This is a genomic window from Flavobacteriales bacterium (assembly GCA_016700415.1).
Classification (GTDB): Bacteria; Bacteroidota; Bacteroidia; order Flavobacteriales_F; family PHOS-HE28; genus PHOS-HE28.
This window is the reverse complement of the sequence record CP065018.1, coordinates 1,145,362-1,158,813: the sequence shown is the minus strand read 5'-3', so window position 1 is coordinate 1,158,813 and position 13,452 is coordinate 1,145,362. Positions and strand designations below refer to the sequence as shown.

Here is a 13,452-nt window from a genome sequence, read left to right as displayed (position 1 = left end):
GTGAAGATGGGGGTGTTTTACCACACCTTCGCATCGCCATGCGCCCGCCACGATCTTTGCTCACCGACCCGCTGTTTTGGGTGATCGCGTTGCCGGTGCTGATCAAGCTTTTCGTACTGGAACCCGTGGACTTGTTCGAGCCGCATACCATCGCTGTTGAATGGCTTCGGACGGGCGAGTTCCGCTATGGTCACCTTGGTGTATGGAACCCGAACTACCAGTTCCCGGTTTACCCGGCCCTTGTTGCAGCGCTGTTGGCGAGTGGCATTGGTATATACGGCGTGCTTGTGTTCCAGGTGCTTTGTGGCGCAGCATCGGCTTGGCTCGTCTACCATTTGGCGCGGCTTGTGCTTGATGATGAGGCAAAGAACCGGCCTACCGCTTTGCTTGTCGCCCTCTGCACCGGCCTAAGTCCTTTCATTGCGGTGTACCAAGTGCGGATGGTACATCCTTTTGCATTGGATATGCTCTTTGCGCTGGCCTTGCTCACTGGTGCTTGGGCGGTCCGGTGGGCAAATTGGCAGGCGTTGATCGGTTATGCAGTGTTGGCCGGTGTCGCACTGTTGAACAGACCTACGGCAGTGGTCTTCCTGTTGCCTTTCGTTTGGCGGCAACGCGCTTTACTATTCGACCTGAAGCACCTTCGCTTGAAGCAGGCCATGTTGATCCTGTTGGTCCTGCCCACCGGATCCTGGATGGTGAGGAACCATTCGCTTCTTGGTGCTTGGAGTTTGAATTCCGCCACCGGGCAGAACCTATGGTTGGGTGTGCAAGAAACCACCGAAGGCACGGCTCAACTCGCTGATGGGCAGAACTACACCGCGTTGTTGGAACCAACGGACCTGTTGGCTTTGAGCGGCATGTCGCCCGTGGAGCAGTCCACGTTTTTCACTCGCCGGTGGAAGGAAGCGATAAGCGCGAAGCCGATGCTGTGGTTCAGGATGATGGGGGTGAAGCTCCGCAACTTCTGGGTCTTCCGGACCCACCTCGGGATGCATCATGCAGGCATCGGGGCGTGGGCAGCGACGTTGTACCAAGCATATGCTGCGGTGGTGTTCGTGATGTTGATCCTTGCTATGCGCCAGGCCAACAACTCCATCCGTTTGTTGTTGATCACGCTCTTCCTCTATTCCATCGCGCAAGCCTTTTTCTATGTGGAAACCCGGCACCGTCTGGTGGTGGAACCTGTTTTGATGCTCGTGGCTTTCACAGGCGCAGCATGGTTGTGGGGGGTCAGCTGCCGAAAGCCCCTACAAGGCCGTTGACAGATGGTCGGTTGATATGAGCCGTGAGGCGGTGGATAATGGGATCCTTGCAGTTCACGCCCACAGATACCCCTGGAGCCCAGCCGACCCGGCGATGGGGCTGGTCAATACCCTGAAGAGCCCGCCCCCGCCGCCGTACCCGCCGGGTGCAGCATCTCGTCCAGCGCCGCCTCGGTAGGCACCAGCACCTTCCTGGCCTTGGAGCCTTCGAAACCGCCGAGGATGCCCGCGGCCTCCAACTGGTCCACGATGCGGCCTGCGCGGTTGTAGCCCAGCTTCAGCTTGCGTTGGATCAGGCTGGTGCTGCCTTGCTGCGTTTGTACCACCACGCGGGCGGCGTCCTCGAACATGCTGTCGCGCTCGCCGTCATCCACACCGCCGCCTTCATTGTCGTCGGTGGGCACCTCGGGCAGGATCAGGGCATCGGGGTAGCCGCGCTGGTTGCCGATGAAGGCGGTGATGTCCTCCACCTCCGGCGTGTCAACGAAAGCACATTGGATGCGGATCAGGTCGTTGCCGGTGCTCAGCAGCATATCGCCACGACCGATCAGCTGGTCGGCGCCGCCGGTATCCAAGATAGTGCGGCTGTCGATCTTGCTGGTGACGCGGAAGGCGATGCGGGCCGGGAAGTTGGCCTTGATGGTGCCGGTGATGATGTTCACGCTGGGGCGCTGCGTAGCGATGATGAGGTGGATGCCGATGGCCCGTGCCAGCTGCGCCAAGCGGGCGATGGGCGTTTCCACCTCGCGGCCCGCCGTCATGATCAGGTCCGCGAACTCGTCAACCACAAGCACGATGTAAGGGAGGAAGCGGTGGCCGTTCTCCGGGTTCAGGCGCCGGCTGACGAACTTGGCGTTGTACTCCTTGATGTTGCGCACCTCGGCATCCTTGAGCAGCTCGTAGCGCTCGTCCATTTCAATGCAAAGGCTGTTCAGCGTGGCCACCACCTTCTTCGTGTCGGTGATGATCGCTTCGCCCTCGCCCGGCAGCTTGGCCAAGAAGTGCCGCTCGATCTTGTTGAAGAGGGTGAGCTCCACCTTCTTCGGATCCACCAGCACGAACTTGATCTGGCTCGGGTGCTTCTTGTAAAGGAGCGAGACGAGGATCGCGTTCAGGCCCACCGATTTCCCCTGGCCCGTGGCACCGGCCATCAGCAGGTGGGGCATCTTCGCAAGATCCGTCACGAAGGTCTCGTTGCTGATGGTCTTGCCCAATACGATGGGCAGATCATATTTGCTGTTCTGGAACTTCTCGCTGGCCACCACGGCGCGCATGCTCACGATCTGCGGATTGCTGTTGGGCACTTCGATGCCGATGGTGCCCTTGCCGGGGATCGGCGCGATAATGCGGATGCCCAATGCCGCCAAGCTCAAGGCGATGTCGTCCTCCAGGTTCTTGATCTTGCTGATGCGCACCCCGGCCTGCGGCACGATCTCGTACAACGTCACCGTAGGCCCGATGGTGGCCTTGATCTTTTCGATGCCGATGTTGTAGTTGTTCAGCGTGGTGACGATCTTGTTCTTGTTCTCCTCCAGCTCCTCCTTGGTCACGGTGAGCTCGCCGGTGCTGTGCTCGGCCAGCAGGTCCAGGGTAGGAGGGACGTAGCTGCTGAGGTCCAGCGTGGGGTCATATTCCCCGAATTCCTTCAGCTTGGTCTCGATCTCCGCCTCACTCAGGGCTTCCTCCTTCACCGTCGCTTCCACACTGAAGCCGTTCTCCTCGTCGTTGATGCCGCTCAGGTCGGTGTTCCCGCCCACGGATGTCGGGTCCAGCTCCGTTTCTTCAGGCTCCTCGATCACCTCATCTTCAGTGGCAGGTTCCATCTCCAACTCCAGGTCAGCTTCAGCAGTGGCTTCGGCGACCATGGGTTCCACCACGGTCACGTCGGCATCGTCCAAGTCCGCCTCCTTCACCCGGTTCCCACGCACCTCGGACCAACCGTCCACGCTTTCGGCTTCCGATGCTTCCACGTCTGCCTTCGGTTTGCGCTCGAACAGGGCCATCACCCAGTGCAAGGACGGATTGAAGGTGAATACCACGAAGGCTGCGGCCGCGAAGAGAATGGCCGCACCCGCGCCGAAGGAGCCTAACCAGCCGGAAAGGTGGTGGTTGATGGCATAGCCGATGCCGCCGCCCATGATCTGCCAGCCGCCCTTAGGGAAGAAAAAGCCCAGCAACGTAGGCAGCCAGAAGAGCCCCATCACGCTCCAGCGCAGCGCCTTTCCCGCAGGCAAGAGCCACGTGTTCAGCGTGATACGCACGCCTGCCAAGAAGGTCCAAAGCACGAAAATGAACGCCGCCACGCCGAACCAGCGGAAGATGAACTGGTGACTGAGCAGCGCACCGATCTTTCCGAGCCAGTTCTCCACGCGCACCTCCGGGCTGAAGATCTCACCCCAGCTCCGGCTCATCAGGTCCTGGTCGATCCGCCACGTGAACAGGTAACTGGTGAAGGCCACGAGCAGATAGAAAGAGGCGAGGATGAGAAAAAGCCCGCTGACCTTGTGTACGCGCTCATCGCTCAGGAACGCACGCAGCTTGGCAAAACGGCTTTCCGAAGACGGTCCCGAAGCGCCCTTGGACTTCTTGGACTTGGCCTTGCGGGCAGGGCGTTCGTCCTCGGCGGGCTCTTGCTCGCGCACTTTATTCTTTCGTTCGTTAGCCACGGGAAACGGGGATGGGGGGCTCAGGCGCGGGGTCTATGACCACAACGGGCCGCTGGCACCATCGGTGCCCGCAGCCGTGGCGGTCGTAGCAAAACTATTGGCCCCGCAAGGCTGGAACGCCCTTCCGGCCCCTTCTATTATCAACAATCGGATGTGATAGGTCGGCTGCTTGCCCGGTTTCGGGTCTGCGCAGCAGGCGATGGACGCCGCAACGCGGGCGGTCCCAATTGACCGTCAGTTGCTGAAGGAACCCAGGACCTCGTCGAGCTGCTGGTAGAGTACTTGGGGGCTTACCTCCTGATGATCAGGGCGTAAGATGAATTTGTCGGCATCCACCGGCCCGGGCCTCACACTCGTGGCCTCCAGTCGCATCCGGATCTTGTGCTGCACCAGTTCGTAGCGCATCAAAACCCCCGGTATCTCGCTGTACGGCCCGTACCAGTTCGGGGTTTCCATGGAAATGGCATCGGTATACCACACTTCCGCCTCCGGTATGGCGATGTCCTCATAGATCAAATAGGCCTGCTTGCAAGGGTACCCCGCTATGGTGTCCCTTGCATCGGTGAACAATACCGCGATGTTGGGCGGGGTCTTGCTCAGGTTCATCAGATCGTGCTGACGCAGTGCCGCTACCAGGTTCTTGCCCATCACGCTCATGTGGTAGTCCACGACCTTCTTCATGGTGTTCACCACCATGCTGGTGCGGAACACGCCCATACCCGCGCTCAGGTCAAGCGATTGATTCTCCCTGTTGAAGCTCAGGACGGTCTTTTCCGGAAGCATGTCCGCCATGAGGCCGTCGGGGTCCATGTCCGGGAAGGTCATCTTGTACTCGATCTCTCCCTCGCTCACGCCGCCGCCCATAAAGGAGTGGCCGCAACCGGCGGCCAGCAGCATTAGTCCGGTAACCAACGTGATGGAAAGGATGGGGAGAAAGCGGCGCATGGTTGCGTTCAGACGGCCATGGTACGCGGGTCCTGATGAAATCGTTGCATCCGGCCCTTCGCTAACGGGTGAATGCCCGCGAGATCTGGCTGCGGTTGCCCCGCTCATCGCTCACCTCCAAGGTGAATTCGTGGCTCCCCGGTTTGTCCGTGTTCTTGTCGAAAGTGTGCTCCAATGTGGCACTATTAGGCTCGTATTCCAGCAGGATCCATTGGCCATCGATCTTGCCCGACCATTGGTCCATGCCGGCCAAATTGTCCCGAACACGGATCCGGAAACTACTTCGTCCCTTCATGTCCGCCCGCAGGTCGAGGGGCGTGATCACCGGTGCCACGGTGTCCATCATCACCGTGAAGGCTCCGAGCGCCCGTACGCTTGCCGTCACCTTGCCGTTGGAAAACGTTCCGCCCTCTGCGGAAGGCCGTCCTTTCACCATCCGCACCACCAGCAGCTTAGAGGCTTGTGCTGCGGGATATTCACCGGTCACATCAAGAGTGAGCTCGCCGGACTTCTGCAAAGGCGTCAGCTCGTCCTGGACCTGGAAGAGCGGGGAAAGGGCATGGGCTGGAGCTGCCGAGACCGACGTGATGATGTGAGTGTCGTCGTATAACGCATTGGGCGGCAGCGAGAAACGCATACCGGATCCCATGATCACGTTCGATCGGTCGTAGTGGTAAAGCTGGCCCGGAGGCTGGTCCACTGGCCAAGTTGCGGACTCGTCAGCTTTGGCGCCATGCAGCACGAAGGTGAGCATGGAGCGGTTGCCGGCGGCATCCGTGGCGATCACTTGCACCGCATGGTCCTTGCCCGGTTCCACTTGGATCCGGCCCTGTGCCGCTTCCTTGCCATAGACGTTCAGTTGGTTGTTCGGCAACTTGTAGCACCGGTTGTAGTGCATGTTGTTGTCCTTGAACAGACTGTGATCCATGTAGGCGTTGGCGTAGCGCGTGGTCCCGAAGTCGATCTCGTTCAAGCCGGCACTGAAGACCGTGCCCCCGTCCACGCTCACCGAAAGCGTACGGATCCCGCATGTATTGTTGCTGTTGCTGTAACGGTCGGTCGTGTTCACCGCAATGCCCACGGTACCAAAGGCTTTCGCCAAAGTGCCAGGCTTCAGCACGAAGGTGGAGTCGTTCACCTCCGAGACCACGAATCCCACAGCACCGGTCGGATAGGGGCTGACACGGGCGCTGCTGTCCAGCGGATAGATCCGGATGCCTGTGATGGTTGGGTGTACCCGGTCCTGCACCGTCATGCCATAGGCCTGTGGGTCCAATGCGCGCTGGTCCGAGCTGCGGCGCACCTCAAAGTGCAGGTGTGGGGCCGTGGATCCGCCGGTATTGCCGCTGTATGCAATGACCTCGCCCTTGGAGACCGGAAGCTCGCCTTGCTTGAAGTAGCGGTCCACGCTGAAGCTGCGTTCCGCATATTGCAGGTCGAGCAGGGTGGAGGCCAATTTGCCGTTCAGACGGTCCAAGTGGCCATAGACCGTGGTGTAGCCCGAGGGATGATCCACATACACCGCCTTCCCATAGCCCCAGGGGCTGATCTTGATCCGGCTCACCCAGCCGTCGGCTACGGACATCACAGGGAGCCCGATGCGTCCGTTCGTCTTCATGTCCAACCCCGAGTGAAAATGGTTGGTCCGCAGCTCCATGAAGTTGCCCGCCACCTCGATCGGCAGGTCCATCGGATGTCGGAAATCCGGGTTCTTATCCTGTGCGTGGATGTTGAGAATGGTCGCGCACAAAATGCTGACCATTAGGACTTTGATCGTATTCACTTTGCTTTCAGGTTGGATCTATGTCGCCGTGCTTCACCGGTCGCGGGTACTTCTGGTCCGGCCAATAATGAGGGTGCAAGCTACCGGCCAAGATCCGGGCCATCCATTCCTTACCGGGCCGGTGATGAACAATACGGCGTGCAAACAAACGGATGGGCACAATGCCAGTCCCCGCTATCTTTGGCCTCGGACCATAACGGTCTCTTGTCCAAGAGAGATGGAAGGATTGCTTGAACGGATCAGTGTGGCACGCACGCAGGTAAAAGGATTGCTCCATGAGCAAACCCGTGCCACAGCGGCAATTGAGGCCTTGGAGGCCCATTCCCGCGAAGGGAACCGCGAAGCTGATGTGCTCAAGGCCCGGATCAAGGAACTTGAACAGGAGAACGAGGTACTCCGGACCGTGAAAGCTGCACCTGAGCAGCCGGAGCGGGCAGGGACGAAGGAAAAGATCGACGAACTGGTGAACGAAATAGACCGATGCCTGGCACTGCTGAACGCGTGACCCCACCGGCAACAGACACCATGGAAGAGCGATCGATAAGGATCGAACTGGCCGGACGGGCCTACCCCCTCACCATCCACCCGGATGAGGAGGAGAATATCCGTGCGGCCGCCCAAGAGATAAATGAAAGCATCACCCGTTTGAAGGCGAGCTATCCGCTCACCGACAAGCAGGACCTATTGGCCATGGCCGCGTTGGAAGTCACTACACGTGCCCTCAATGTGGCAAAGCCCCAGCCATCATCCATCGACAAGGAGGTGCTGGACGAACTGGAACGATTGCTGAACGACCTCAACGGATAGATCCCGCTTTCGCTCCCCGGAGCACCCATGGTCCACTGAACCATATAAACAACAGTGGAAAATGGACATTGACATCGTTGCAACATTGATCGGGACCATCGTCGGTCTCATCGCAGGCGGAGGCATCGTGTACGTGGTGCTCAACAACCTGATGAAGAAACGCAGCAGGAGCATCCTGCGCGAGGCCGAGGCCGAGGGCGAAGCCCTGAAAAAGGAGAAGATCCTGCAGGCCAAAGAAAAATTCCTTCAGATGAAGGATGAACATGAACGTGATGCCCGTGAAAAGGATAAGCGCATTCAACAAGGCCTGGAGAAGCACAAGCAACGCGAGCAACAGCTTAGCCGACAGCAGCAGGAACTGAGCGTCAAAGAGAAGAAGGTGGATGCGGAGCAAAAGGACATTGACCAGCGTGTGCAAGGCTTGGAGGTACGCCGTCAAGAAGTGGAGAAGGCCCATGAGAAGCAGGTGGCACAGTTGGAACGTATCAGCGGCCTGAACGCTGAAGAGGCCAAGAAGCAGCTGATGGACTCGTTGCAGGATGAGGCCAGGACAGGGGCCATGGCCCTGGTGAAGGACGTCGTGGAGGAGGCCAAGCTCACCGCCAACAAGGATGCCAAGCGCATCATCATCCAGACCATTCAGCGCGTGGCTACGGAGCATGCCGTGGAGAACGCAGTGAGCACCTTCCACATCGAGAACGATGAATTGAAGGGCCGCATCATCGGTCGTGAAGGCCGGAACATCCGCGCTCTGGAAGAAGCCACTGGCGTGGAGATCGTGGTGGACGACACCCCCGGCGCCATCATTCTCAGCTGCTTCGACCCCGTCCGCCGCGAAATGGCGCGCTTGGCACTGCACCAGTTGGTGAAGGACGGCCGCATCCATCCGGGACGGATCGAGGAGATCGTTGCCAAGACGAAAAAGCACCTCGAAGAGGAGATCATGGAGATCGGCAAGCGCACCTGCATCGACATGGGCATCCACGGCCTGCACGTTGAGCTGATGCGGATGGTGGGCCGTATGCGCTACCGCAGCAGCTATGGCCAGAACCTGCTGCAGCACAGCCGCGAGACCGCCAACCTTTGCGCCACCATGGCCGCCGAGCTCGGCCTCAATGTGAAGGCCGCCAAGCGTGCCGGACTGCTGCACGACATCGGCAAGGTGCCCGAGGACCAGCCCGAACTGCCGCACGCACTGTTAGGCATGCAATTGGCCGAGAGGTACGGCGAGAAGCCCGATGTCTGCAACGCCATCGGTGCCCACCACGACGAGATCGAGATGACCGGTCTGCTCTCACCGATCGTACAGGCCTGCGACGCCATCAGCGGTGCCCGCCCCGGTGCCCGCCGCGAAGCCGTGGAGCAGTACATCAAGCGGTTGAAGGACCTGGAGAGCATCGCCATGAGCTACAATGGCGTTTCCAAGGCCTATGCCATCCAAGCAGGCCGCGAGCTGCGCGTGATGGTGGAGAGCGAACATGTGTCCGACGGCGAGGCCGATACCATCAGCATGAGCATCGCCGACCGTATCCAGAACGAGATGACATACCCCGGCCAAGTGAAGATCGTGGTGATCCGCGAGAAGCGCTCAATGGCCGTGGCCAAGTAGGTTACAGGTTGAATGAGCAAGGAACTGCCGACATTGGTCATGGGCGCGAGCCTGAAGGTGGACCGTTATTCCAACCGGGCCATCCACGCGCTGCGCCAGCACGGGCATCCCGTGGTGGCGGTGGGCCTGCGCGAAGGCAGGGTGGATGATGTGCTCCTGGTGAAGGCGATCCCGCAGGGAACCCAAGTGGATACGGTGACGATGTACCTGAACGCCGAGAACCAGTCTGCGTGGGAGGATGAACTCATCGGCCTGCGACCAAGACGCATCATCTTCAATCCCGGAGCGGAGAACCCGGCGTTCGCCAAGAAGGCCGAAGTGGCGGGCATCGAAACACTGGAGGCTTGTACGCTGGTGATGTTAAGCACCGGGCAGTTCTGAGCGGAGGTCTGATGCAAGCGCTCACGTGTCGCGCGTGCCGACCGATCTCCTAGAACGTCTCAACCTCCGCCAAGATCGCGGCACAAGCCTCCCGGACCAGTTCCTCAGTGATGCACAACGGCGGCGCAATGCGAAAGGCTGTGGGGCAGCTCAGGAACCAGAAACCCAAAACGCCCCGATCCAAACAGCCCATCACTACGTGCTGCACTTTCTCGGCATCGCCCAGGTCCACGGCGAGCATCAAGCCCATGCCGCGCACTTCGTTGATGGCAGGGTGAACGAGCAGTTCCTTGAAGAGCGCGCCCATGCGCTCCGCATTCGCGGCCAATTGCTCCTCCTGCAACACTTCCAGCGCTGCCAAGCCCGCCACGCAAGGGATCGGATGCCCGCCGAAGGTGGTGATATGCCCCAGCACCGGATCGTGCGTGAGCAGGTGCATGCGCTCCCTTGAGCTGACAAAAGCCCCCATCGGCATACCGCCGCCCAAGGCTTTCCCCAGCACCAGAATGTCCGGCACCACGTCGAAATGTTCGAACGCGAAGAGCTTCCCAGTGCGCCCGAAGCCTGTTTGCACCTCATCGAATATCAGCATTGCGCCCGCCTTGTCGCAGCGCTTCCGCAACGCCAGCATCCACGCTCGCTCCGGCACCCGGATGCCCGAATCCCCTTGGATCGGCTCCACGATCACGGCCGCAGTTTCGTCATCGATCAACGAAAGATCATCCGTGTTGTTGAAGTGCATGAAACGAACGCCCGGCAACAAAGGCCGGTTGCGGAACTTCTTCTCCTCGTTCCCGGTGATGCTGAGCGAGCCGTGCGTGCTGCCGTGATAGCTTTTATGGCAGGCCACCAGCCGGGTGCGCCCGGTGATGCGCTTGGCGAGCTTCAGTGCAGCCTCGTTGGCTTCGGTACCGCTGTTCACGAGGTAGATGCTGTCCAGTCCCGCAGGCAACAGACTGGTAAGGGTTTCCGCGAAGCGCACCTGTGGCCCCTGGATGAACTCACCGTACGGGATCACATGCAGGTATTTGTCCGCCTGCGCCTTGATGGCCGCCACCACCTTCGGTTGCCGGTGCCCCACATTGTTCACCGCTAGTCCCGCCACAAGATCTAAATAGCGTTTGCCATCACGGGTTTGCAGGTGACAGCCTTCTGCACCCACGATGTCCAAGGCAATGGGGAAGGGACTCGTCTGCGCCAGATGGGCAAGGAAGGACGTTCGAAGATCCGACATGTCGCAAAGATCGGTGCGGTCACGGATCCAGTTTCATGCTAACCGCAGATGGCGCAGATGAGCACAGATGAGGAGGACGTTTTAGCGGTGTCTCAAAGAGAATGCGCACGAAAGTGTTCAACCTCAAGCCGCGCCCTCAAAGGCATTACCTGCGCTCATCTGCGCCATCTGCGGTTTTCTTCCCTCAACGCTTGCGGTTCTGGATCTGCTTCAGCAACTCCCGATTGAAATCCCGTTCAGCACCTTCGAGTTGCAAGGTCTTCAACGCACCGATGCTCTTCTTGAACTCCGTCACGTAGCGTTTGCGGATATCCAACTGGTCCTGTTTGTTCTGCAGGTTGGCGTCAATGGCCTTGGAAGCTTCCGCATCGGTGAGCGTGCCGGAGCTTTTGCGGTTCCGCCGGTCGGAGCGCATTTCCTTCCGGACCGCCGCGATCTCGGTGTCGTACTTGTCGTAGATCGGCCAGAAGGTCCGGGCTTCCTCCGCAGTGAGGCTCAGCCGCTGAGTGATGAAAGCACTCTTTTGGGCCTTGATCTGCTGAAGGCGGTCAGCGGAAATGGCCGGTTGTTCCGTGTCATCGTCCTGGGCGTGCAACGTGCTAAAGGCCATGGGCGTGAGCAGCAGAAAGAGCAGCGGGCGGAGCATTCGGGTGTTCATTGGGCGAGGATAAGATCGGTGAGGTCGATGTTCTCCTGGTCCACGTAGGCCAAGGCTTCATCGGGGGAAAGTTGTACGGTGACGGTGCCCAGATCAGGCCATGCGCTGGCTGGGAGGTCCGCCAATAGTTCCTGGGTGTCCAGATCAGTGCTCGCCATGTATTGGTCGGCCTCGTCGGGTGAAATAGTGATGGAAGTAACGGCGTTCCCGCTTGGCAGCGTATCGTCCGAGAGGCGGTGGATGCCGAACGCGATCAAGGCGACCACCGGCAAGGCAAAGGCCGCACGCTTCAACCAGATGCCGTAGTGCGTGCTTCGTGGCGCGCTCACAAGGGCCTGTACCACGTGCGGGAAGCGGGCGAAGAAGCCATCCTCCATCACGAACGGATCCTGCTTCGGCAGGCCGAAAAGGGTCGGTGCGCTTCGTTGCAGTTCTTCGTTGTCGTTCAGCTCTTTCATCAGTGTGCGGTGATTGGACATGCGGCGCATCATAAGGTTTGATCGCCGGACCGGCCGACTTTGGTCAGCTCGGCCTCGATCTTCTTCACAGCAATGTGATAGCTGGATTTCAATGCGCCCACGCTGGTGCCGGTCACGCGGCTCATCTCCTCGTATTTCAGCTCGTCGAAGTATTTCAGGGTGAATACGGCGCGCTGCTTCGGCGGTAAGGTCATCACGGCGCTTTGCAGTTTGCGCTGGATCATGTCTCCGGAGAAGTGTTCACTGGAATCCAAAGTGCCAACGAGACGTTCGGTCACTGCGGCATCACTGGTGAAAAACCCGCGTCGCATGCGCTTGAGGTGCGTGATGCTCTCGTTGTGCGCGATGCGGTACAACCAGCTGTAGAGCTGCGCATCCTCCCGGAACTTGTCCAAGCCCGTCCAAGCCTTCAGGAATACGTTCTGTAGCACGTCCTTTGTCTCATCCGGATCGGTGACCATGCGCCGGATGAAAGTGTAGAGTCTCCGCTGGTGCTTGCGCACGAGCAGGTTGAATGCGTAGTGACGACTTTCCTCCTTGCGGAAGAGAGCGATCAACTCCTCGTCGGTATGCTCGTCCATTTGGATCAGACGATCAGGCGATCACTGGACTCCGAGATGAACAATGGCCACACACTTTCCGCTCTCACTTCCGCTTCAGCACCCGCTTCACGGCCGCTACAACGTCCGGGGTGTCCAGCCCGTACTTCGCCAGAAGTTCTTCCGGGGTGCCGCTCTCGCCGAAGCTGTCGTTCACCGCCACGTACTCCATGGGCGTGGGCAGTTCCCGCGCGAGCAGTTGCGCGATGCTGTCGCCCAAGCCGCCGTTCCGCTGGTGTTCCTCGCAGGTCACTACGCATCCGGTCTTCCTTGCGGAAGCTAGGACGGCAGCGTTGTCCAAGGGTTTGATCGTGTGGATGTTGATCACCTCGGCGCTGATGCCCGCCTTCTCCAGTTCCTCAGCGGCCTGCAACGCTTTCCACACCAAGTGCCCGCAGGCGAAGATGCTCACGTCCGTGCCTTCGCTCAACAGTTGTGCTTTGCCGATCTCGAACGGCATGTCCGGCGCAATGAAAACCGGCCACTTCGGGCGACCGAAACGCAGGTAGACCGGGCCTTCATGATCGGCGATGGCGATGGTGGCCTGCTTGGTCTGGTTGTGGTCGCAAGGCACGATCACCGTCATGCCCGGCAGCATCTTCATCAGGCCGATGTCCTCCAAGATCTGGTGCGTGGCGCCGTCCTCGCCGAGGGTGAGACCCGCGTGGCTGGCGCAGATCTTCACGTTCTTGCCAGCGTAGGCGATGCTTTGGCGGATCTGGTCGTACACCCGCCCGGTGCTGAAGTTCGCGAAGGTGCCCGTGTACGGGATCTTCCCGCCGATGGTAAGCCCTGCGGCCATGCCCATCATGTTCGCCTCGGCGATGCCCACTTGGATGAAGCGCTCCGGGAATTCCTTGGCGAAAGCGTCCATCTTCAGCGAGCCGGTGAGGTCCGCGCAAAGCGCCACCACACGGTCGTCCGCTCGGCCGATCTCCAGCAGCCCTTCGCCGAATCCGCTGCGCGTGTCTTTCTTGTCAAGTACAGGGTAAGTGGTCATTTTGGTGATTGGTGGATGGTGATTGG

The 13,452-nt window shown here is 59.7% G+C and carries 13 protein-coding genes; 5 read left to right on the top strand and 8 right to left on the bottom strand.

Annotated features, from left to right (window positions below):
• Positions 1-38 precede the first annotated feature (38 nt).
• Positions 39-1,265, top strand: a complete 1,227-nt coding sequence (locus IPP95_04900; GenBank protein ID QQS73565.1) for a glycosyltransferase family 39 protein — start codon at positions 39-41, stop codon at positions 1,263-1,265.
• A gap of 104 nt (positions 1,266-1,369) precedes the next feature.
• Here IPP95_04900 and IPP95_04895 read toward each other — a convergent pair whose 3' ends face one another.
• The 3 genes from IPP95_04895 to IPP95_04885 all read right to left on the bottom strand — a co-directional run bounded on the left by IPP95_04895 (position 1,370) and on the right by IPP95_04885 (position 6,440).
• Entirely contained in the window at positions 1,370-3,907 is a 2,538-nt protein-coding gene (locus IPP95_04895; GenBank protein ID QQS74196.1) for a DNA translocase FtsK 4TM domain-containing protein, read from the bottom strand.
• A 258-nt stretch (positions 3,908-4,165) separates the two neighbouring features.
• Positions 4,166-4,876: a hypothetical protein gene (locus tag IPP95_04890; protein QQS73564.1), complete on the bottom strand. Its 711-nt coding sequence runs from the start codon at positions 4,874-4,876 to the stop codon at positions 4,166-4,168.
• Between the two features lie 61 nt (positions 4,877-4,937).
• Positions 4,938-6,440, bottom strand: coding sequence for a M23 family metallopeptidase (locus IPP95_04885; GenBank protein ID QQS74195.1), 1,503 nt, complete (start codon positions 6,438-6,440; stop codon positions 4,938-4,940).
• 436 nt (positions 6,441-6,876) lie between these two features.
• Here IPP95_04885 and IPP95_04880 point away from each other — a divergent pair, with 436 nt between their 5' ends.
• The 4 genes from IPP95_04880 to IPP95_04865 all read left to right on the top strand — a co-directional run bounded on the left by IPP95_04880 (position 6,877) and on the right by IPP95_04865 (position 9,456).
• Positions 6,877-7,164: a hypothetical protein gene (locus IPP95_04880; GenBank protein ID QQS73563.1), complete on the top strand. Its 288-nt coding sequence runs from the start codon at positions 6,877-6,879 to the stop codon at positions 7,162-7,164.
• Positions 7,165-7,184: 20 nt separating this feature from the next.
• Positions 7,185-7,466, top strand: coding sequence for a cell division protein ZapA (locus tag IPP95_04875; GenBank protein QQS73562.1), 282 nt, complete (start codon positions 7,185-7,187; stop codon positions 7,464-7,466).
• 61 nt (positions 7,467-7,527) lie between these two features.
• Positions 7,528-9,075, top strand: a complete 1,548-nt coding sequence (gene rny, locus IPP95_04870) for a ribonuclease Y (protein QQS73561.1) — start codon at positions 7,528-7,530, stop codon at positions 9,073-9,075.
• 12 nt (positions 9,076-9,087) lie between these two features.
• The gene (locus IPP95_04865) at positions 9,088-9,456 is read left to right on the top strand and encodes a CoA-binding protein (GenBank protein QQS73560.1); all 369 of its coding nucleotides are present in this window, start codon (positions 9,088-9,090) and stop codon (positions 9,454-9,456) included.
• 49 nt (positions 9,457-9,505) lie between these two features.
• Here the strand turns inward: IPP95_04865 and IPP95_04860 are convergent, their stop codons facing one another.
• From IPP95_04860 to IPP95_04840, 5 genes are all read right to left on the bottom strand, one after another.
• The gene (locus IPP95_04860) at positions 9,506-10,690 is read right to left on the bottom strand and encodes an aspartate aminotransferase family protein (GenBank protein QQS73559.1); all 1,185 of its coding nucleotides are present in this window, start codon (positions 10,688-10,690) and stop codon (positions 9,506-9,508) included.
• A 184-nt stretch (positions 10,691-10,874) separates the two neighbouring features.
• Entirely contained in the window at positions 10,875-11,348 is a 474-nt protein-coding gene (locus tag IPP95_04855; GenBank protein QQS73558.1) for a hypothetical protein, read from the bottom strand.
• The gene (locus IPP95_04850) at positions 11,345-11,827 is read right to left on the bottom strand and encodes a hypothetical protein (protein QQS73557.1); all 483 of its coding nucleotides are present in this window, start codon (positions 11,825-11,827) and stop codon (positions 11,345-11,347) included. Before IPP95_04850 ends, IPP95_04855 begins: the two co-directional genes overlap by 4 nt.
• A gap of 8 nt (positions 11,828-11,835) precedes the next feature.
• Positions 11,836-12,408: a sigma-70 family RNA polymerase sigma factor gene (locus IPP95_04845; GenBank protein ID QQS73556.1), complete on the bottom strand. Its 573-nt coding sequence runs from the start codon at positions 12,406-12,408 to the stop codon at positions 11,836-11,838.
• 64 nt (positions 12,409-12,472) lie between these two features.
• Positions 12,473-13,426, bottom strand: coding sequence for a transketolase family protein (locus tag IPP95_04840; protein QQS73555.1), 954 nt, complete (start codon positions 13,424-13,426; stop codon positions 12,473-12,475).
• Positions 13,427-13,452 lie beyond the last annotated feature (26 nt).

What these genes read in the sequence shown, in the direction of transcription:
- IPP95_04840 (QQS73555.1), bottom strand. Translation starts at nt 13,426, where the DNA reads ATGACCACTTACCCTGTACTTGACAAGAAAGACACGCGCAGCGGATTC.
- IPP95_04875 (QQS73562.1), top strand. Translation starts at nt 7,185, where the DNA reads ATGGAAGAGCGATCGATAAGGATCGAACTGGCCGGACGGGCCTACCCC.
- IPP95_04860 (QQS73559.1), bottom strand. Translation starts at nt 10,690, where the DNA reads ATGTCGGATCTTCGAACGTCCTTCCTTGCCCATCTGGCGCAGACGAGT.
- IPP95_04880 (QQS73563.1), top strand. Translation starts at nt 6,877, where the DNA reads ATGGAAGGATTGCTTGAACGGATCAGTGTGGCACGCACGCAGGTAAAA.
- IPP95_04845 (QQS73556.1), bottom strand. Translation starts at nt 12,408, where the DNA reads ATGGACGAGCATACCGACGAGGAGTTGATCGCTCTCTTCCGCAAGGAG.
- rny (QQS73561.1), top strand. Translation starts at nt 7,528, where the DNA reads ATGGACATTGACATCGTTGCAACATTGATCGGGACCATCGTCGGTCTC.
- IPP95_04865 (QQS73560.1), top strand. Translation starts at nt 9,088, where the DNA reads ATGAGCAAGGAACTGCCGACATTGGTCATGGGCGCGAGCCTGAAGGTG.
- IPP95_04890 (QQS73564.1), bottom strand. Translation starts at nt 4,876, where the DNA reads ATGCGCCGCTTTCTCCCCATCCTTTCCATCACGTTGGTTACCGGACTA.
- IPP95_04855 (QQS73558.1), bottom strand. Translation starts at nt 11,348, where the DNA reads ATGAACACCCGAATGCTCCGCCCGCTGCTCTTTCTGCTGCTCACGCCC.
- IPP95_04900 (QQS73565.1), top strand. Translation starts at nt 39, where the DNA reads ATGCGCCCGCCACGATCTTTGCTCACCGACCCGCTGTTTTGGGTGATC.
- IPP95_04850 (QQS73557.1), bottom strand. Translation starts at nt 11,827, where the DNA reads ATGTCCAATCACCGCACACTGATGAAAGAGCTGAACGACAACGAAGAA.